Genomic DNA, 19,312 nt, shown 5'->3' on the forward strand with positions numbered 1-19,312 from the left:
TCGGGGAAAAGCGGTCCGAGGGGGACGACCCTGAGAGCTCGGGGCTCCGGGTCGCACAGGGGAGGACAGGCCCCGGCGCCGTGCGGCGCCGGGGCCCTCTCCCTGTCTGCGGCACATCCTCCCCCACCCCTGAGCGTCATATGCCTGCCAGGACCGCCGTCCCAGCGTCGCACGCGCGGCGCGCGAGCGCTCCGCCGCGACGCGCGGAAAAACACGAGGGGAGGCCGTGGGAGAGAACAAGGGGAGAACCGGCCACCACCGGTTCACCGGAGACCGGCCCCGCCGGCCCCGTCCGGCCCCGTCCGCCCTGGTCCGGCCGGTCCGCCGCCGGGCGGCCGGCCGCCCCGGGTCAGCGCTTGGCGACGAAGACGTGCGAGGCGACCTCCGACTCCAGCTCCGCCGCCTCACCGCCGCTGCCCACCAGGACACCGCCCGCCGATTCCGTCACGCTCACCACCGAGCCGGGCTGCACGCCCGCCCGGCGCAGCGTGTACATCAGCTGCGCGTCCGTCTGGATCGGCTCACCGATCCGGCGCACCACGACCGTCTTCCCGTCGGCACCCGGATCCAGGTCCGCCAGGGACACCAGCCCCGCGTCCAGGAACGGGTCCGCGCCGTCCTTCTCGCCCAGCTCCTCGAGGCCCGGGATCGGATTGCCGTACGGCGACTCGGTGGGATGCCGCAGCAGCTCCAGCACCCGGCGCTCCACCGCCTCGCTCATCACGTGCTCCCAGCGGCACGCCTCGGCGTGCACCTGCTCCCACTCCAGGCCGATCACGTCGACCAGCAGACACTCCGCCAACCGGTGCTTGCGCATCACGCGCGTGGCCAGCCGGCGGCCCTCGTCCGTCAGCTCCAGGTGCCGGTCCGCGGCGACCGAGACGAGTCCGTCGCGCTCCATCCGCGCGACCGTCTGGCTCACTGTCGGCCCGCTCTGGTCCAGTCGCTCCGCGATCCGGGCGCGCATGGGGACGACGCCTTCCTCCTCCAGCTCGAGGATGGTGCGGAGATACATCTCCGTGGTGTCGATCAGTCCGGACATACGTGCCCCTCGATTACCTCTGCCGGAAGCCCTGCGACTCCGCGGCGCGTGCGCTGGCCCTGAACTCAATTCTGACGCATACCACTGACAACCGGAGTGCTCCGCGCGACGGCCCGGGCCGAAGCGGGCGCGGGCCACCGACCGGCACGGCCCCCCGGTCTCCGCCGAAGGGCACGCGGGACCCCGCCGGAGCGGAGTCCGGGTGCCGTCGTCACGGGAAGCGGGGCGGCGCGTCCCCCGCACGCAGACGACCCGCGAGCTGGGTCCCTCCGCCTGACGGCGGAGAAGCCGGCCGGACGTACCGGCAGCTCGCGGGTCGGGTGACTGCTTGGGATTGGGCCGGCCGCACACGTCTCGACGTGCTGATCCGGCACCGCACTGGGTGTGGTGACGGGCCGCTAGCCCGCAGCCACCTCACGCGTCCGGTTTCCATACATCTGCCGAACCACCTCCCTTCTCGTGTACCCCACACACTAGGAACCGTCCGGCCCTCGATCAACCGCTTTTTTTCAGGACCGTCCGGACCCCGGTTCCAGCAGGTCCGCCAGGTCCAGGGCGGTCGCGATGCGTACGGCGACGTCCTCGGCGTGGGCCGCGTCGGCGCGCTCGAAGGGGGCGCGCCCCAGGGAGCGCAGGAACGTGACCACGCCCAGGGTGCGGCCCCGGCTGCGCAGCACCGCGCACAGGGCGTGCACGGTGTCCGCCGGCCACTGCCGCGCGAGGGCCCATTCGCGGGCCTGCTCGGCCGGTGCCGTGCCGGCGGTGGCCCGTACGGATCCGGTCCGCTCGATGCACTGCAGGGCGGGGTGCCCCTCGCCATAGCGGACGGGGATCCCGGCGCCCGCGGCGGGCAGGCTGGGGCCGGGGCCCGCGGTGGGAGTGGCGGTGACGCGGACCAGGCGCGGCGGCGCCGGCGGACCGTCCCCGCCCGCGGCCGGTTCCGGCCCCGCGCCGGCCGGCCCACCGCCCGCCGGGGGGCACACCCGGTCGACGAGGGCGTGGTCGGCGAACCCGGCGAGCGCGAAGTCGAGGTGGACGGTGGCCGCTTCCAGGGGGCTGTCGCACTCCGCGGCGGCGCGGGCCGCGCGGTGCAGCTGGTTGGTGCGGAACCGCAGCAGCGAGGCCTCCTGCTCGGTGTGCCGGGAGTCGGTGACGTCGACGAAGAGCCAGGCCACACCGAGGGGCACCGGTTCCTCGGCGAGGGGCGAGGCGAGCCGCACGAACCCGCTGCGCCAGCAGCGCCGCCGCTCGCCCTCCGGGGTGCGCACGCCCACCCAGATCTCGGCGGGCGCGGGCGGCGCGCCCTCGGCCAGGACGTGGGTGAGGACGCTCTCCAGTTCCTCCACGCCCTGGGAGAGGAGTTCGCCCAGGGGGCGGCCGAGCGGGGCGGTGCGGCCGGTGCCGAGGGCGCGGGCGGCGTGCGCGTTGACGATGGCGGGGCGCAGGTCGGCGTCGACCAGGACGACTCCCCAGGAGGCGTCCTCGAAGAGCGCCTCGCTCAGGGCGATGGAGCGTTCCAGGTCGATCTGCGCGTGCACCTCGCTGAAGGCGCAGTACAGGCCCGCCGGCGATCCGTCGGGTCCGCGGACGGCGGCGGACTGGGTGCGGACGAGGACACGGCCGCCGTCCTTGGTGAGCAGGGCGAACTCGTGGACCTGCCGGCCGGGGGCGTGCATGGCGGACATGAGGCGCCGTTCGACCTCCTCGGCGTCGGCGCTGCGCACGGCCCACCCGGCGAAGCCGTGCCGGCCGACGGCTTCGGCGGTGCTCCAGCCGAGGATCCGCTCGGCCTCACGGTTCCAGTGGGTGACCACGCCCTTCGCGTCGAAGGCGCACAGGGCGGCGTCCATGCCGTCGAGCAGGGCGGCGAGCAGGTCCGAGCCGTCGGGCCCGTCGGGGACGTCCTGTCCCCCGGGACCGTCCCGGCGCGGCTCGGGCTCGTCCGGCCCCAGCTCGTCGGTGGTTCCTCTACGCCGGGAAGCACTCACCTGGACCCCCTGCAGGCTGCGTCCGCACGTACGGCGCGTCGGTTCGCTCACTGACCATCATTCAACTTGAACGTGATGCAGCACACACCGTGTTCCCCAAGATTGCAGGAATCGTTGCACCACGGAGATCCCGGGTCCCTCCCGGTCACGGCGCCGGCGCCGGCGTCAGCCGCAGGGTGACCCACTCGTCCGTCTCGCCGGGCAGCACGAACCGTTCGGTCTCGGTGAAGCCGCGGGCGGCGGCGAAGCGTACGCCGTCGCCGCCCGCGGCCAGGACGACGGTCTCCACGCTCCGGGCGCCGAGCACGCGCGCGTGTGCCAGGCCCCTCTCGTACAGGGCGGTGCCGATGCCGGTGCGCCGGTGGCCGGGGAGCACGCGTGCGATCACGGTGGCCGTCGCGTCCTCAACGGCGGGCGGGCGCACGGTGGAGCAGCCGGCGAGGGTCGCGCCGAGGCAGGCGTTCTCCAGGCGGTAGCGGCCGGCCCGCTCGCGCACCTCGTCGAGGGTCATCGCGGCGGGCGGCACGATCACGTTGTGCACGTGCCGCCCGTCGCGGAGCATGGCTTCGCCGCTCACGGGTTCGATACGGAGACCAAGATCGTCGGACACGGGGGCAGCGAACCGCATCTGCGGCGCGCGGGTCAACCGCCTTGCGCCGGGCGCCGCCGTCAGCGCCGGTAGAAGATCCGGTCCGCGTACCGGTCGAAGATCCGGCCGTTCCATTCGTGGCCGCCGTCCACGTTCCCGGAGCGCAGCAGCGGGGGTTCGACGCCGCGGTCGGCGAGGACGCCGGCGGCGGTGGCGACGACCGCCTGGAGGAGCGCGGAGGTGACGACGGTGGAGGCGGGGGCGAAGGGCGCCGGGACCGTGTCGAGGGTGAGTTCGGCGTCGCCGACGGCGATCTTGGAGTCGAGGACGAGGTCGCAGTGGTCCTTGAGGAAGGTTCCCGAGGTGTGCCGCGAGGTGGTCGCGGTGGCGTAGGCGACCGAGGTGACGCCGATGACGCGCACACCCAGCGCGCGCGCGTGCAGGGCCATCTCGACGGGGAGGGCGTTGCGCCCGGACAGGGAGACGATCACCAGGGCGTCGCCCGCGCGCAGCGGGGAGGTGTCGAGGACGGCGGTGGCCAGGCCGTCGACGCGTTCGAGCGCGGAGCCGAGGGTGGCGGGCACGACGTCGACGCCGACGGCGCCGGGGACGGCCAGGAGGTTCACCAGGGCGAGACCGCCGGCGCGGTAGACGAGGTCCTGGGCGGCGAGGGAGGAGTGGCCGGCGCCGAAGGCGAACAGGCGCCCTCCGTCGGCCACCGTGTCGGCGAGCAGGGTGCCGGCGGCCGTGACGGCGTCGGCCTCCTCGTCGCGGACCCGCTGGAGGAGGCCGATGGCGGCGTCGAAGTACTGGCCTGCCAGCGTGCGGTCGCTCATGCGAGGTCCGTCCCTTCGGGGGTGGCTGCGTGTCGCGGATCACGGTGAGGTCTGAACCACAGCGGTGTCAATACGGCATCGCCGGGCACGCCGCCCTGCCGGTCGCGGGGCCGCCGGCTCCCCTGCGGTCAGGGACTCAGCCGCTCCACCCGCCATCCGCCGTCCGCCTCGGCGACGTAGCGCAGGCGGTCGTGGAGGCGGTTCTCGCGGCCCTGCCAGAACTCCACGGACCGCGGGGCGACGCGGAAGCCGCCCCAGTGGGGCGGGACGGGGACCTGCTCGCCCTCCGGGTAGCGCGCGGCGAGTTCGGCCCAGGAGGCGTCGAGGACGCCCCGGGTGGCGATGACAGTGGACTGGGCGCTGGCCCAGGCGCCGAGCTGGGAGCCGTGCGGGCGGGTGCGGAAGTAGGCGGCGGTCTCGTCGCGCCCGGTGCGGCGGGCGACGCCCTGGACGATGACCTGCCGGGCCATGGGGTGCCAGGGGAACAGCAGGGAGACGTACGGGTTCTCGGCGAGGTCGCGGGCCTTGCGGGAGTCGTAGTTGGTGTAGAAGACGAAGCCCTGTTCGTCGAAGCCCTTGAGCAGGACCGTGCGGGAGCTGGGGCGGCCTTCGGCGTCCGCCGTGGAGACGATCATGGCGTTGGGTTCGAAGAGGTGTCCCTCGGCCGCGGCCTGCCGGAACCAGCGGGCGAACTGCGCCACGGGTGTGCCGGCCAGGCCGGCCTCGGTCAGGCCCTCGGCGCGGTAGTGCTTGCGCATGGCGGCGAGGTCGAACGGCGCGGTTTCTCCGGCTTCTCGGTCGGTCACGCGGTCATCTTGCCGTATGGGTGACGGGCACCGGCGAAGTGTCCTTCGTCACGACGTGGCACTCAGTGCCGCACTCTCTCCCCAAAGGTGGCACTCAGGGATATCGTGCTGTTGCCGACCCGGTGGGGTGGCCGCGGACCGCACGGGGCATGACAGGGATGACCGCCCCGGACCGCGAGTCATCGCCACGCGACCGCGGATCCGTACGGCGCCCCACATCCGACCTCCGACACCTGGTCGTCGTCTTTGTCGCACCATCTGTCGCACAGACCACGAGGAGCCGCCTGATGTCCGACTTCGTACCCGGACTCGAGGGAGTCGTCGCGTTCGAGACGGAGATCGCCGAACCCGACAAGGAGGGCGGCGCGCTGCGGTACCGGGGCGTCGACATCGAGGACCTCGTCGGTCACGTCTCCTTCGGCAACGTGTGGGGGCTCCTCGTCGACGGCGCCTTCAACCCCGGCCTGCCGCCCGCCGAGCCGTTCCCCATCCCCGTGCACTCGGGTGACATCCGGGTGGACGTCCAGTCCGCGCTGGCCATGCTCGCCCCGGTGTGGGGCCTGAAACCGCTGCTGGACATCGACGCCGGGCAGGCCCGTGAGGACCTGGCGCGGGCGGCCGTCATGGCACTCTCCTACGTCGCCCAGTCGGCGCGCGGCCAGGGCCTGCCCATGGTCCCGCAGAGCGAGATCGACAAGGCCACCTCCATCACCGAGCGCTTCATGATCCGCTGGCGGGGCGAGCCCGACCCGCGGCACGTGGCGGCCGTGGACGCCTACTGGTCCTCCGCCGCCGAGCACGGCATGAACGCCTCCACCTTCACCGCCCGCGTCATCGCCTCCACCGGCGCGGACGTGGCCGCCGCCCTCTCGGGCGCGGTGGGCGCGATGTCCGGCCCGCTGCACGGCGGCGCCCCCTCCCGGGTGCTCGGCATGATCGAGGAGATCGAGCGCACCGGGGACGCGGCCGGATACGTGAAGCGCACCCTGGACCGCGGCGAGCGGCTGATGGGCTTCGGCCACCGCGTCTACCGGGCCGAGGACCCGCGCGCGCGGGTGCTGCGCCGCACCGCCCGGGAACTGGGCGCCCCGCGCTACGAGGTGGCCGAGGCGCTGGAGAAGGCCGCGCTGGAGGAGCTGCACAACCGCCGTCCGGACCGGGTGCTGGCCACGAACGTCGAGTTCTGGGCGGCGATCATGCTGGACTTCGCCGAGGTGCCGGCGCACATGTTCACGTCGATGTTCACCTGCGCGCGCACGGCGGGCTGGTCGGCGCACATCCTGGAGCAGAAGCGGACCGGCCGCCTGGTGCGCCCCTCCGCCCGCTACATCGGCCCCGGCCCGCGCAGCCCGCGCGAGGTCGAGGGGTACGACGCCATCGCGCACTGAGGCCCCGGCCCCGCCTGTCGTGGGGCGGGCGGGGCTTCCGGGACACGGCGTGCCGGCGGTCGCCCTCGCAGCCGCGGACCAAGCGCCGCGCCCAGCTCGCGACGCCCGGCCCGCACGCTGGCGCCGCGAGCCGACCGGACTTTCCGTTCCGTCCGCGGCTCTCAGCCCAGTGCCTGGTCCAGGACGACCGCCCACTGGGCGACGACGCGCTCGCGGCGGGCCGCGTCGTCGGTGAGCAGGTTGGCCAGGCCCAGGCCGCGGGCCATGTCGAGGAAGCCCTGCACGGTCTCGCGGGTGCCGGGGCGGCTCTCGTCGGCGCCGAGCAGGTCCACGGCGATGCGGTGGGTCTCGCGGCCGACCCGCGCCTCCAGCTCGGTGACGCGCGCGCCGAGCTGGTCCTCGTTGGAGGCGGCGACCCACAGGTGGAGGGCGGCGCGGAAGAGGGGGCCGGTGTAGAGGTCCACGAGGGCCCGCACGACGGCGCGCCGGTCGCCCTGCGCGCCCTCGGGGAAGAGGGCGCGCAGGGCGGTGGAGCGTTCCTCGGCGACGTACTCGACGGCGGCCGTGAACAGGTCCTCGCGGGTGGGGAAGTGGTGCTGGGCCGCGCCGCGGGAGACACCGGCGCGCTCGGCGACGACCGAGACCGTGGAGCCGGCCCAGCCGCGTTCGGCGAGGCAGGCGACGGCCGCCTGCAGGAGACGCTGCCGGGTGGCCCGGCTGCGGTCCTGTTTGGGGGCGCGGTCCGCCGCCGTCACGCCCATGGCGTGCTCACCGCCGCTCTCACAGCACCCATTCGGCATCCCGTCGTTCGAGGAAGGCCGTCATCCCCTCCCGGGCCTGGGCGGAGGCGAACAGCCGGGCCGAGAGCGCGGTCAGGCCGGCCGCGTCCCGGTCGAAGGTCTCCAGCACCTTAGCCGTGAGCAGCCCTTTCGTCGCGGCCAGGGCGTCGGGGGCCGACCGGCGCAGGCCGTCGAGCATGGGTGCGAGGACGGCGTCGGCGTCGTCCCCGGCCGCCGTGAGCAGGCCGGTGCGCACCGCCTCGGCCGCATCGAAGCGTTCGCCGGTGAGGTAGTGGCGGGCCAGCGCGCGCGGGTCGGTGCGCGGCAGCAGCGGCAGGGAGATGACGGCGGGCGCCACCCCGATGCGCACCTCCGTGAACGCGAAGGTCGCCCGGTGCGAGGCGACGGCGATGTCGCAGGCCGCGAGCAGCCCGAGGCCGCCCGCGCGCACGTGCCCGGTGACGCGGGCGAGGACCGGCTTGGGCAGGGCGACGACCTGCCGCAGCAGGCCGGTCAGCGCCTCCGGACGGGGCGGGTCGCGCAGGTCGGCGCCCGCGCTGAAGGTGTTGCCGGTGTGGGTGAGGACGACGGCGCGGACACCGGGGTCCTCGCCGCACTCGGTGAGCGCGGCGGCCAGTGCGGCGACGAGGGCCGCGGACAGGGCGTTGCGGGTGCCCGGGGAGTCGAGGCTGAGCGTCTCGATCCCGCGGGTGCGGCCGCGGCCGATCAGCGGGGCGGTGGGGGTGGTCACGGGCGGTCCCTGAGCTGTCGCCGCAGGATCTTGCCGGAGGCGGCCCGCGGCACGGTGTCGGTGAAGGTGACGCGGCGGACGCGCTTGTAGGGGGCGACGCGCTCGGCGACGTACGCCATGACCTCTTGGGCGCAGAGGTCCGCGGCCGACGCCTGGCGCACCACGTGGGCGTGCGGGATCTCGTTGCCGTCGTCGTCGCGGGCGCCGACGACGGCGGCGTCGGCGATGCCCGGGTGGGTGAGCAGCAGGGCCTCCAGTTCGGCGGGGGCCACCTGGAAGCCCTTGTACTTGATGAGTTCCTTGACGCGGTCGACGACGAACAGCCAGCCGTCGTCGTCCACCTGGCCGACGTCCCCGGTGTGCAGCCAGCCGTCGCCGTCGATCAGCGCGGTGGTGGCGTCCGGCCGCCCCAGGTAGCCCTTCATGACCTGCGGACCGCGGATGAGGATCTCGCCGGGTTCGCCGGGGCCGAGGTCCCGGCCGGGGTCCTCCAGGGAGACGATCCGCATCTCGGTGCCGGCGATGAGTCTGCCGACGGTGCCGGCGGGTGCCTCGTGCAGGGCGGCGGGCGGGACGACGTGGGTGGCCGGGGACAGTTCCGTCATGCCGTAGGCCTGCCCGAGGGGCGGCAGGCCCAGGCGCCGGGAGCAGGCCTCGGCCAGGCGGGCGTCCAGCGGGGCCGCCGCGCTGATGACGTACCGCAGCGAGGACAGGTCGTGGTGGTCGACCGAGGGGTGCCTGGCGAGGGCGAGCACGATCGGCGGGGCGGCGTACAGGATGCCGATGCGGTGGTTCTGCACGGCGGCGAGGAAGGTGTCCGGTTCGAAGCGGGGCAGGACGACGACCGTGGCGCCCTTGCGCAGCGGCGCGTTCATCAGGGCGGTGAGCCCGTAGATGTGGAAGAACGGCAGCACGGCGAGGATGCGGTCGCCGGGGCCGACGGTGATCGCCGGTTCCAGCTGCGCGAGGTTGGTGGCGATCTGCCGGTGGGTGAGCATCACGCCCTTGGGGGTGCCGGTCGTGCCCGAGGAGTACGGCAGCACGGCGACGTCCTCGGCCGGGTCGACGGGCACGGCCGGGTCGGGTGCGGTGCTCTCCAGCATGCCGAGCAGCGACCGGTGCCCGGGGGCGCTGTCGCAGACGAAGATCTCCCGGACGCCGCCCGCCAGCGCGGCCGCCCGGCGGGCCGCCTCCAGCAGCGGCGAGACGGTGACGATCCAGCGGGTCGCCGAGTCCCGCAGCTGCCTGGCGAACTCCTCGGGCGTGGCGAGCGGGTGCACGGTGGTGACCGAGGCACCCGCGCGGGTGGCCGCGTAGAAGGCGACCGGGTAGGCGATCGTGTTCGGGCTGTGCAGGGCGAGGACGTCGCCCTTGCGCACGCCCGCCCCGGCGAGCGCGGCGGCCACGCGCCGGTGGAAGCGGTCCACCTGGGCGTAGGTGAGGGTGGTGCCGTCCGTGCCGTCGATCAGCGCGGGCGTGTCGCCGAAGTCGGCGGCGTGCCCCAGCACGGCCTCGTGGATGGGCAGTTCTACAGCCGGGACGTCTGCGTACGCGCTACGGAACACGGTTCCTCCTCGCCCCGCCGGCGGCGGGGTCGCTGCGGATCGGTGCGGCTCAGTACGACTTGGGCAGGCCCAGGCTCTGGTGGGAGACGTAGTTGAGGATCATCTCCCGGCTGACCGGGGCGATACGGGCCACGCGCGCGGCCGTGATCAGGGAGGCGAGCCCGAACTCGCGGGTGAGGCCGTTGCCGCCGAGGGTGTGCACGGCCTGGTCGACGGCCCTCACGCAGGCCTCCCCGGCCGCGTACTTCGCCATGTTGGCGGCCTCCCCGGCCCCGGCGTCGTCCCCGGCGTCGTACAGGTGGGCCGCCTTCTGCATCATCAGACGGGCCAGTTCGAGGTCGATGTGGGCCTGGGCGAGCGGGTGGGCGATGGCCTGGTGGGCGCCGATGGGCGTCTTCCACACGGAGCGTTCCCGCGCGTACTCCAGGGCCCGCTCCAGCGCGTAGCGGCCCATGCCGATCGCGAAGGCGGCCGTCATGATGCGTTCGGGGTTGAGTCCGGCGAAGAGCTGGAGCAGGCCCGCGTCCTCGTCGCCGACGAGCGCGCCGGCGGGCAGCCGTACGTCCTCCAGGACCAGCTCGAACTGCTTCTCGGCCGCGTGCAGTTCCATGTCGATGGGGCGCCGCCGGAAGCCCTCGGCGTCCGGCGGGACGATGAACAGGCACGGCTTGAGGCGTCCGGTGCGGGCGTCCTCGGTACGGCCGACGATCAGCACCGCGTCCGCGATGTCCACCCCGGAGATGAACACCTTGCGGCCGGTGAGCAGCCAGTCTCCCCCGCCGTCGCGGCGCGCGGTGGTGGTGATGCGGTGGGAGTTGGACCCGGCGTCGGGCTCGGTGATGCCGAAGGCCATCGTGCGGCTGCCGTCGGCGAGCCCCGGCAGCCAGGCCCGCTTCTGCTCCTCGGTGCCGAAACGGGCGATGACGGTGCCGCAGATGGCGGGCGAGACGACGAGCATCAGCAGCGGCGCCCCGGCCGCGCCCAGCTCCTCCAGGACGATGGAGAGTTCGGCGACGCCGCCGCCCCCGCCGCCGTACGCCTCGGGCAGGTTGACGCCGAGGTAGCCGAGCTTGCCGGCCTCCGCCCACAGTTCCGCGGGGTGGCGGCCCTCGGCGACGGTGCGGGTGAGGTAGGCGCGGCCGTAGCGCCGGCCCAGTGCGGCGACGGCCGCGCGCAGGTCCTTGTGTTCCTCGGATTCGACGACGGGGCTCATGCGGTCTCCCGGGTGCGAGGTGACGGTGGTTGCTCGCGCTGTTCCCCGTGCCCCTGGGCCGGCCGCACCACCGCCAGCAGCATGCCGGGCTCGACCTGCTGCCCGGCGGTCGCGTGCAGGGCCGTGAGCGTCCCGGTGACGGGCGCGGTGATCCTGTGTTCCATCTTCATGGCCTCCAGCCACAGCAGGGGCTGGCCGGCCCGTACCGCCGCTCCCTCGGCCACCGCGTCGGCGAGGCGGACGACGGTGCCGGGCATGGGGGCGAGCAGGGACCCGGGGGCGCGCTGGAGGGCCGGGTCGGGGAAGCGGGGCAGGGCGGTCAGCGCGATGCCGCCCACGTGCACCCGGTCCCCGTACCGCGCGACCTCGTACGTGCGCCGCACACCGTCCGCCTCCAGGACGACCCGGCACGCGTCCGCGTGCACGACCCGCACCCCCTCGTCCTCGGCGGCGAGCCCCGCGCGGGTGTGCCGGTAGCGCGCCTCGTGCTCCTCACCCGCCATCAGGTACCGCTTGGACTGCGGCTGCGAGGGAACGTTGCGCCAGCCGCCGAACCGGGAACGGCCGCAGGCGTCGGCGAGCGCCGCGGCCAGCGGGGCGCGGGGGTCGCGGACGGGCTCGGTGAGCGCCGCGAGGTGACGGTCGTAGAAGCCGGTGTCCATCCGGCCCCGCGTGAACTCCTCGTGCCGCAGGGAGCGGACGAGCAGGTCCCGGTTGGTGACCGGGCCGTGGACGGTGGCCCGCTCCAGCGCGCCCGCGAGCTTGCGGACGGCCTCCGCGCGCGTGGGGGCGTGTGCGACGACCTTGGCGATCATCGGGTCGTAGTGCACGCCGATGGTGTCGCCGTCGCTGTAACCGGTGTCCAGGCGGACACCGTCCGGGACGGCCAGGCGGTGCAGCGTGCCGGTCTGCGGGGCCCAGTCGCGGGCCGGGTCCTCGGCGTAGAGGCGGGCCTCGACCGCGTGTCCCCGCGCGCGCGGAGGAGCGCCCTCCAGCGCGTGGCCCTCGGCGACCCGGATCTGCTCGGCGACCAGGTCGATGCCGAACACCGCCTCGGTCACCGGGTGTTCGACCTGGAGGCGGGTGTTCATCTCCAGGAAGTGCGCCCGGCCGCCGGCCACCAGGAACTCCACGGTCCCGGCGCCGGTGTAGCCCACCGCGCGCGCCGCCCGCACCGCCAGTTCGGCCAGCTCCCGTGCGAGGCCGTCCGTGAGACCGGGCGCGGGAGCCTCCTCGACGACCTTCTGGTGGCGCCGCTGGAGCGAGCAGTCCCGGGTCCCGAGCGCCCACACGGTGCCCTGGGTGTCGGCGAGGACCTGCACCTCCACGTGGCGGCCGTTCTCCAGGTACGGCTCGACGAACACCTCCCCGTCACCGAACGCGCTCGCCGCCTCCGCGCGCGCGGCGGCCAGCGCGGCCTCCAGGTCCTCCAGGCGCCGTACGATCCGCATCCCGCGCCCGCCACCGCCCGCCGCCGCCTTCACCAGGACGGGCAGGTCGGCCGCGGTGACGTCCTCCAGGGGCGCGATGCCCATGAGCCGCTTGGCGCGGGTCTTGGACGCCATGGCCTCGATGGCGCCGGGCGGCGGCCCGACCCACACCAGGCCCGCGTCCAGGACGGCACGGGCGAAGCCGGCGTTCTCCGACAGGAAGCCGTAGCCGGGGTGCACGGCGTCCGCGCCGGCCGCGACGGCCGCCTTCACGACCAGGTCGCCGCGCAGGTACGTCTCGGCGGGCGTGTCACCCGGCAGGCGTACGGCAGCGTCGGCCACGCGCGCGTGCAGCGCGTCCGCGTCGGCGTCCGAGTGCACCGCGACCGTGCCGATGCCCAGCGTGCGGCAGGTGCGGAAGACACGGCAGGCGATCTCGCCCCGGTTGGCGACGAGCAGGTTCTTGATCACGGATTCCCTCACCCCTCACATCCGGAAGACGCCGAAGCCACCGCGCGCACCCTCGTAGGGGGCGGTGTGGACGGCCGACAGGCACAGGCCGAGAACGGTGCGGGTGTCGCGCGGGTCGATGACACCGTCGTCGTACAGCCGCCCGGACAGGAACATCGGCAGCGACTCGGACTCGATCTGCTGCTCGACCATCGCCCGCAGCGCGGCGTCCGCCTCGTCGTCGTAGGGCTGCCCCTTGGCCGCCGCCGACTGCCGCGCGACGATCGACAGCACCCCGGCGAGCTGCTGCGGCCCCATGACGGCGGACTTGGCGCTGGGCCAGGCGAACAGGAAGCGCGGATCGTAGGCCCGCCCGCACATGCCGTAGTGCCCGGCGCCGTAGGACGCCCCCATGAGCACCGACAGGTGCGGGACACGGGAGTTGGAGACGGCGTTGATCATCATGGCGCCGTGCTTGATGATGCCGCCCTGCTCGTACTCGCGGCCCACCATGTAGCCGGTGGTGTTGTGCAGGAACAGCAGCGGGATGTCGCGCTGGTTGGCGAGCTGGATGAACTGCGCGGCCTTCTGCGACTCCTCGCTGAACAGCACGCCTTGCGCGTTGGCGAGGATGCCCACGGGATAGCCGTGCAGGGCCGCCCAGCCGGTGACCAGGCTCGTCCCGTACAGCGGCTTGAACTCGTCGAAGTCGGAGGCGTCGACGATCCGGGCGATGACCTCGCGCGGGTCGAAGGGGACCTTCAGATCGCCGGGGACGATACCGAGAAGCTCCTCGTCGTCGTATTCGGGCGGCTTCGCGACGGGGGGATCGGGACGGGCCTTGCGGTGGTTGAGGCGGGCGACGACGCGGCGCGCCTGCCGGATCGCGTCCCGCTCGTCGACGGCGAAGTGGTCGGCGAGACCCGACACGCGCGCGTGCATCTCCGCGCCGCCCAGCGACTCGTCGTCGCTCTCCTCACCGGTGGCCATCTTCACCAGCGGCGGCCCGCCGAGGAACACCTTGGCCCGCTCCTTGACCATGATCACGTGGTCGGACATGCCGGGGATGTAGGCGCCCCCGGCGGTGGAGTTGCCGAAGACGACGGCGACGGTGGGGACGCCGGCCGCCGAAAGCCGGGTCAGGTCACGGAAGACGGCGCCCCCGGGGATGAAGATCTCCTTCTGCGAGGGCAGATCGGCGCCGCCCGACTCGACCAGGCTGACGCAGGGCAGCCGGTTGGCGAGCGCGATGTCGTTGGCCCGCAGCGCCTTCTTCAGGCTCCACGGATTGCTGGCCCCGCCGCGCACGGTGGGATCGTTCGCGGTGATCAGGCACTCCACGCCCTCGACGACCCCGATCCCGGTCACGAGCGACGCGCCGACCGCGTACTCGCTGCCCCAGGCGGCCAGCGGCGACAGCTCCAGGAACGGCGTGTCGGGGTCGAGCAGCAGCTCGACGCGCTCGCGGGCGAGCAGCTTGCCGCGCCGCCGGTGCCGCTCGACGTACTTCGGGCCGCCGCCCGCCAGCGCCTTGGCGTGCTCGGCCTCCAGACCGGCGAGCTTGGCGAGCATGGCCTCACGGCGGGCCCGGTGCTCGGCGGACGCGGTGTCCAGGGCGGAGGAGAGGACGGTCACAGCAGTGCCTCCGGTATGTCCAGGTGGCGGGAGCGCAGCCATTCCCCGAGGGCCTTGGCCTGCGGGTCGAAGCGGTGCCGGGCGGCGACGCCCGCGCCGAGGATCCCCTCGACGGTGAAGTTCAGCGCGCGCAGACGCGGCAGCACGTGCCGGGTGACGGGCAGCGGCCGGGCCTCCGGGATCAGCTCCCGGAACCGGCCGGCGGTCAGCTCGTGCGCCAGCCACCGCCAAACGTCGTCCGTCCGCGCCCACACGCCGACGTTCGCGTCGCCGCCCTTGTCCCCGCTGCGGGCCCCGGCGACCAGACCGAGCGGCGCCCGCCGGGTCGGCCCCGCGGGCAGCGGCTCCGGCAGGGGCGGCTCGGGCACGTCCTCCAGGGCGCGCGTGTCCTGGGCCGGCGGCACGGGGACACGCCGGCCGTCGTGGAGAACGGCCACATGGTCCACCGCGTCCTGGGGGACGTACGCGGCCTCGAAGACGCCGTAGGGCGCGCCCTTGCCGGGCGGCGCGAGGACGTGGAAGCCGGGATACCCGGCGAGCGCCAGCTCCACGGCGGCCCCGCTGAAGGCCCGCCCCACCGCCTGCGGGTCCGCATCGCGTACGACGAGCCGGAGCAGGGCGCTCGCCGTCTCCTCGGTACCCGCGTCGGGGCGGTCGGTGCGCACCAGGTCCCAGCGCACCTCGGCGGGCCGGGATCCGGCGGCGCCGAGCGCGTCGTCCATCTGCCGCCGCACGAGGTCGGCCTTGCGTTCGATGTCGAGTCCGGTGAGGACGAAGGTGACCTCGTTGCGGAAACCGCCCAGCCGGCTGAGGCCCACCTTGAGGGCCGGCGGCGGCGCCTCCCCGCGCACCCCCTCGACCCGCACCCGGTCCGGCCCGTCCTGGCTCAGCCGTACGGTGTCCAGCCGCGCGGTGACGTCGGGACCGGCGTAGCGGGCACCACCGGTCTCGTAGAGGAGCTGGGCGGTCACCGTGCCGACGTCGACGACACCGCCGGTGCCGGGATGCTTGGTGACGACGCAGCCGCCGTCGGCGTCGATCTCGGCGAGCGGGAAGCCGGGACGCCGCAGCCGTTCGAGGGCGTGGTCGGTGAAGAACGCGTAGTTCCCGCCGGTGGCCTGCGCGCCGCACTCCAGCACGTGCCCGGCGACCACGGCACCGGCGAGCCGGTCGTACTCCCCGGGCCGCCAGCCGAAGTGCGCGGCGGCCGGGCCGGTGACCAGGGACGCGTCGGTGACCCGCCCGGTGACGACGACGTCCGCGCCGCCCCGCAGACACTCGGCGATGCCGAAGCCGCCCAGGTAGGCGTGGGCGGCGAGGCTGCCGGGGTGGCGGGCGGTGAGGTCGTCGCCCTCGACGTGCGCCACCCGCACCGGCAGGCCGAGCCGCCCGGCCAGCTCCCGCACCCGCTCGGCGAGCCCGGCGGGGTTCAGACCGCCCGCGTTGGCCACGATCCGCACGCCCCGCTCGTGCGCGAGCCCCAGGCACTCCTCCAGTTGCCGCAGGAAGGTGCGGGCGTACCCGGCGCCCGGGTCCTTCAGCCGGTCCCGCCCCAGGATCAGCATGGTCAGCTCGGCGAGGTAGTCCCCGGTGAGGACGTCCAGCTCACCGCCGGTGAGCATCTCGTGCAGGGCGTCGAAACGATCACCGTAGAAACCGGAGGCGTTGCCTACGCGGAGGGGGGCCGGGGGGCCGCCCGGCGTGCGGTTGCCGCCCGTGGGGCGGGGGGCCGCCGTCATGCGGTCGGCTCCTCCCCCGTCCTCGGGGCGCGCCCCGTGCCGGGAGGTCCGGCGAACGCCTGGGCGATGTCCAGCCAGCGGTCGGCGTCCGGCCCCTCGGCGCGTACGGCGAGGTCGTCGCGGTGGGCGCGCTGGGTGACCAGCAGGCAGAAGTCGAGGGCCGGGCCGGTGACCCGCTGGGCGGCATCCTCCGGGCCGTACGCCCACACCTGCCCGGAGGGCCCCACGACCTCCACCCGGAACTCCTCCCCCGGCACGGGCAGTCCCCGCACCCCGAACGCGAAGTCCCGCGCCCGCACCCCGATGCGCACCACATGCCGCAGCCGGTCCGTGGGTGCGCGCACCACACCCAACGTGTCCGCCACGTCCTGCCCGTGCGCCCACGTCTCCATCAGCCGCCCGGTGGCCATGGACGGAGCCGGCATCGGCGGCCCGTACCAGGGGAAACGCGCGCCGGGCGGCGCCGCCCGCAGCGCCGCGTCGAGGCGGGCCCGGCCCTCCCGCCACCGGGCCAGCAACTCGGCGGGCGGCAGACCGGCCGCCTCCTCCGCCCCTTCGTCGACGAACGCGTCGGGGGCGGCGAGCGCCTCCTCCGCCAGCTCCCGGAAGCGGTCCGCGTCGGTGAGGGCCAGCAGCGCGGAACGGTCGGTCCAGGCGAGGTGCGCGATCTGGTGCGCGATGCTCCACCCGGGGGCGGGCGTCGTCCGACGCCACCCCTCGGCGGCCAGCCCGGCGACCAGCCGGTCGAGTTCTTCGCTCTCCGCACGCAGATCGTCGAACACGTCGGACGCGGCGGGCACGGGGGACCCGGCGGACGCGGGTGTCGGTTCGGGCATGGGTGGGAGCATGGCAGCGCCCGGAAAACCAATCAAGCATGCTTGCATGATTTTTTTCTCGCCGTCAGGCGCGGGCCAAGGGGCCGGAGTCACGTGACGTGTCCTCCGGCCCCCTCACACCGCACCGCGTTCCGGCCGCGCGGTCAGGCGTCCACCCGCGGCGGCACCGGGGCCTTGCCCCGGCCCACCTGCGTCCGCACCGCGCCCATGCTCGCCGCGATGACCAGGGCGATCGCGACGATCTCCAGGGGCGCGAGGGACTGGCTCAGGACGAGGAACCCGGCCAGGGCGGCGATGGCCGGTTCCAGACTCATGAGAACCGCGAAGGTGGAGGCGGGCAGACGGCGCAGGGCGAGCAGTTCGAGGGTGTAGGGCAGGACGGAGGACAGCACAGCCACCGCCGCGCCCAGCCCGAAGGTCGTCGGGTCGGCCAGCTTCGCACCCGACTCGGCGATCCCCAGCGGCAGGAACAGGACCGCGCCCACCGCCATCGCCAGGGCCAGCCCGTCCGCCTGCGGGAAGCGCCGGCCGGTACGGGCGCTGAAGACGATGTACGCCGCCCACATCACCCCCGCGCCCAGCGCGAACGCGGCTCCGGCCGCGTCGAGACTGCCGAAACCCCCTCCGCCGAGGAGGAAGACACCGACCAGGGCGAGGCCCGCCCAGACGGCGTTGACCGCCCGGCGTGAGGCCACGACGGACAGGGCGAGCGGGCCGAGGACCTCGAGGGTGACGGCGGGGCCGAGGGGGATGCGGTCGACGGCCTGGTAGAAGAGGCCGTTCATCGCGGCCATGGCGATGCCGAAGGCGACGACCGTGCCCCAGTCGGCGCGCGAGTGGCCGCGCAGCCGGGGCCGGCAGACCGCCAGCAGCACGATCGCGGCCACCAGCAGCCGCAGGCTCACCACCCCGAGCGCGCCCGCCCTCGGCATCAGCGTCACGGCCAGCGCACCGCCGAACTGCACGGAGATGCATCCGGCGAGCACCAGACCCACGGGACCGAACGAACCGAGGCGGCCCTGACCGCCGGGGGCGCCCGGCGTGACCGGCGAGGCCGACGGCGCCGGGGACGCCGCGGGCGACGGCGGCGACGAGGACGGCAGGGACGAGGACAGCAGGGATGAGGTCGTGGGTGCGGCGTCGGGGGTGCTCACGGGCGGTCCTGGGGCTGGTTCAAGGGCGGGCCCGGGCGCTCGGGGCGAGTCCGGGGGCGTTCATCTCGGTGTACTACTACGTCCACGGTAGTGGACCAGGTCAGGTGTGTGAACCTCTTTCGGAACTTACGCCCCCGCCCCCGTCCCTGTCATTTCCGGAGGAATCCGGCCGCGGAACAGCTCCAGCACCTCCGTGTCGGTCGCCCGGGCGTGCAGGAAGTAGTCGGCCCAGGCGGCGATGTCCTCGTAGGCGCACTCCGCGACCAGCCGGGCCGCCGCCGCCTCGGTGTCGAACGGCGTGACCCGCAGATCGACCCCCGGGCCGAGCAGGCACCAGTGGGCGCCGGGACGGCCGTAGGGCATGCCGACGCTGCCGGGATTGACGACCAGGCGGCCGTGCGCGAGACGCAGGTACGGCATGTGGGTGTGGCCGCAGACCACCGTGCGGACGTCGTCGGCCAGGCCGGTGAAGACCTCCGCCCACCGGCCGGGGCCGGAGTCGACCAGGACGATCTCCTCGTCGTCGCGCGGCGTGGCGTGGCAGAAGAGCACCTGGCCCAGCCCGCTCACGGTGAGCGTCAGCGTCGTCGGCAGACCGGCCAGGAAGTCGACCTGCTCGGCGCGGAGCGCATCGGCCGCGAAGGGGCCGATCGGGTCGGGGATCTCCGTCCGCCGCCCCCGCCGGAACTCGACCAGTTCCCGGTCCGCGTTGCCCGCCACCCACAGCACCCTCTCGCCCTGGGCACGCAACAGGTCGAGCACCTCGGCGGGCTGCGGACCCGCCGTGATGTCACCGGTGAGCACGATCCGGTCGGCGGCGGCCACCTCCGGTTCGGCGAGCACGGCCTCCAGCGCGGGAAGGACGCCATGGATGTCGGAGAGGACCGCCACACGGTTCAGTTGCACGGACTGCATCGACTGCATCGACTGCACGGACCGGGCGGGCTGGGTGGACCGCGCGGACCGCGTGGACGGGGACGGTTGGGTGGGGCGGGTGGACCGCGCGGACTGCGTGGGGTCGGTGGGCTCAGTGGGATGGGAGGGCTGCATGGGCCCATCCTGGGAGCGGACCCGACGGCTAGGACGGGGTGTTCGCCGCGCGCGTACGGGC

Annotated in this window: 16 protein-coding genes; 1 reads left to right on the plus strand and 15 read right to left on the minus strand. The window is 74.4% G+C overall.

The genetic code is table 11. The annotated features are described in order from the left end of the window. Nucleotides 1–349 precede the first annotated feature (349 nt). The 5 genes from ABZ719_RS05155 to pdxH form a co-directional block, all read right to left on the minus strand. On the minus strand, nt 350–1,042 hold the full coding sequence (locus tag ABZ719_RS05155) for a metal-dependent transcriptional regulator (protein WP_366723851.1): 693 nt from the start codon (nt 1,040–1,042) through the stop codon (nt 350–352). Nucleotides 1,043–1,551: 509 nt separating this feature from the next. Beyond that, complete coding sequence (locus tag ABZ719_RS05160) at nt 1,552–3,030, minus strand: PAS domain-containing protein (RefSeq protein WP_366724023.1); 1,479 nt, start codon at nt 3,028–3,030, stop codon at nt 1,552–1,554. A gap of 145 nt (nt 3,031–3,175) precedes the next feature. Then, complete coding sequence (locus tag ABZ719_RS05165; RefSeq protein ID WP_366723852.1) at nt 3,176–3,640, minus strand: GNAT family N-acetyltransferase; 465 nt, start codon at nt 3,638–3,640, stop codon at nt 3,176–3,178. 59 nt (nt 3,641–3,699) lie between these two features. After that, complete coding sequence (locus tag ABZ719_RS05170) at nt 3,700–4,455, minus strand: SIS domain-containing protein (RefSeq protein WP_366723853.1); 756 nt, start codon at nt 4,453–4,455, stop codon at nt 3,700–3,702. 128 nt (nt 4,456–4,583) lie between these two features. Further along, a complete protein-coding gene (gene pdxH, locus ABZ719_RS05175) occupies nt 4,584–5,261 on the minus strand; it encodes a pyridoxamine 5'-phosphate oxidase (RefSeq protein WP_366723854.1) in 678 nt (225 codons plus the stop codon). 287 nt (nt 5,262–5,548) lie between these two features. Between pdxH and ABZ719_RS05180 the strand changes: the two genes are divergently transcribed. Continuing rightward, nucleotides 5,549–6,649: a citrate synthase 2 gene (locus ABZ719_RS05180; protein ID WP_366723855.1), complete on the plus strand. Its 1,101-nt coding sequence runs from the start codon at nt 5,549–5,551 to the stop codon at nt 6,647–6,649. A 161-nt stretch (nt 6,650–6,810) separates the two neighbouring features. On the opposite strand, the gene ABZ719_RS05185 is transcribed toward ABZ719_RS05180, so the two are convergent. The 10 genes from ABZ719_RS05185 to ABZ719_RS05230 form a co-directional block, all read right to left on the minus strand. Further along, complete coding sequence (locus ABZ719_RS05185; protein ID WP_366723856.1) at nt 6,811–7,410, minus strand: TetR/AcrR family transcriptional regulator; 600 nt, start codon at nt 7,408–7,410, stop codon at nt 6,811–6,813. A 19-nt stretch (nt 7,411–7,429) separates the two neighbouring features. Further along, the gene (locus ABZ719_RS05190; RefSeq protein WP_366723857.1) at nt 7,430–8,179 is read right to left on the minus strand and encodes an enoyl-CoA hydratase family protein; all 750 of its coding nucleotides are present in this window, start codon (nt 8,177–8,179) and stop codon (nt 7,430–7,432) included. Then, on the minus strand, nt 8,176–9,744 hold the full coding sequence (locus ABZ719_RS05195) for a 4-coumarate--CoA ligase family protein (RefSeq protein ID WP_366723858.1): 1,569 nt from the start codon (nt 9,742–9,744) through the stop codon (nt 8,176–8,178). Before ABZ719_RS05195 ends, ABZ719_RS05190 begins: the two co-directional genes overlap by 4 nt. 49 nt (nt 9,745–9,793) lie before the next feature. Continuing rightward, nucleotides 9,794–10,957 (minus strand): acyl-CoA dehydrogenase family protein, encoded by a 1,164-nt coding sequence (locus tag ABZ719_RS05200; protein ID WP_366723859.1) that lies wholly within the window; start codon nt 10,955–10,957, stop codon nt 9,794–9,796. Next, complete coding sequence (locus tag ABZ719_RS05205) at nt 10,954–12,858, minus strand: biotin carboxylase N-terminal domain-containing protein (protein WP_366723860.1); 1,905 nt, start codon at nt 12,856–12,858, stop codon at nt 10,954–10,956. The genes ABZ719_RS05200 and ABZ719_RS05205 overlap by 4 nt, the downstream gene beginning before the upstream one ends. A 15-nt stretch (nt 12,859–12,873) precedes the next feature. After that, entirely contained in the window at nt 12,874–14,472 is a 1,599-nt protein-coding gene (locus ABZ719_RS05210; protein WP_366723861.1) for a carboxyl transferase domain-containing protein, read from the minus strand. Beyond that, entirely contained in the window at nt 14,469–16,211 is a 1,743-nt protein-coding gene (locus ABZ719_RS05215) for an acyclic terpene utilization AtuA family protein (RefSeq protein ID WP_366723862.1), read from the minus strand. Before ABZ719_RS05215 ends, ABZ719_RS05210 begins: the two co-directional genes overlap by 4 nt. Then, nucleotides 16,208–17,047 (minus strand): TIGR03084 family metal-binding protein, encoded by an 840-nt coding sequence (locus ABZ719_RS05220; protein WP_366723863.1) that lies wholly within the window; start codon nt 17,045–17,047, stop codon nt 16,208–16,210. The genes ABZ719_RS05215 and ABZ719_RS05220 overlap by 4 nt, the downstream gene beginning before the upstream one ends. Nucleotides 17,048–17,190: 143 nt before the next feature. Next, nucleotides 17,191–18,201: an EamA family transporter gene (locus tag ABZ719_RS05225; protein WP_366723864.1), complete on the minus strand. Its 1,011-nt coding sequence runs from the start codon at nt 18,199–18,201 to the stop codon at nt 17,191–17,193. A 126-nt stretch (nt 18,202–18,327) separates the two neighbouring features. Continuing rightward, entirely contained in the window at nt 18,328–19,116 is a 789-nt protein-coding gene (locus tag ABZ719_RS05230; protein WP_366724024.1) for a metallophosphoesterase family protein, read from the minus strand. Between the last annotated feature and the right edge of the window lie 196 nt (nt 19,117–19,312).

Source organism: Streptomyces sp. NPDC006743 (genome assembly GCF_040703815.1).
In the GTDB taxonomy this organism is placed as follows: domain Bacteria; phylum Actinomycetota; class Actinomycetes; order Streptomycetales; family Streptomycetaceae; genus Streptomyces.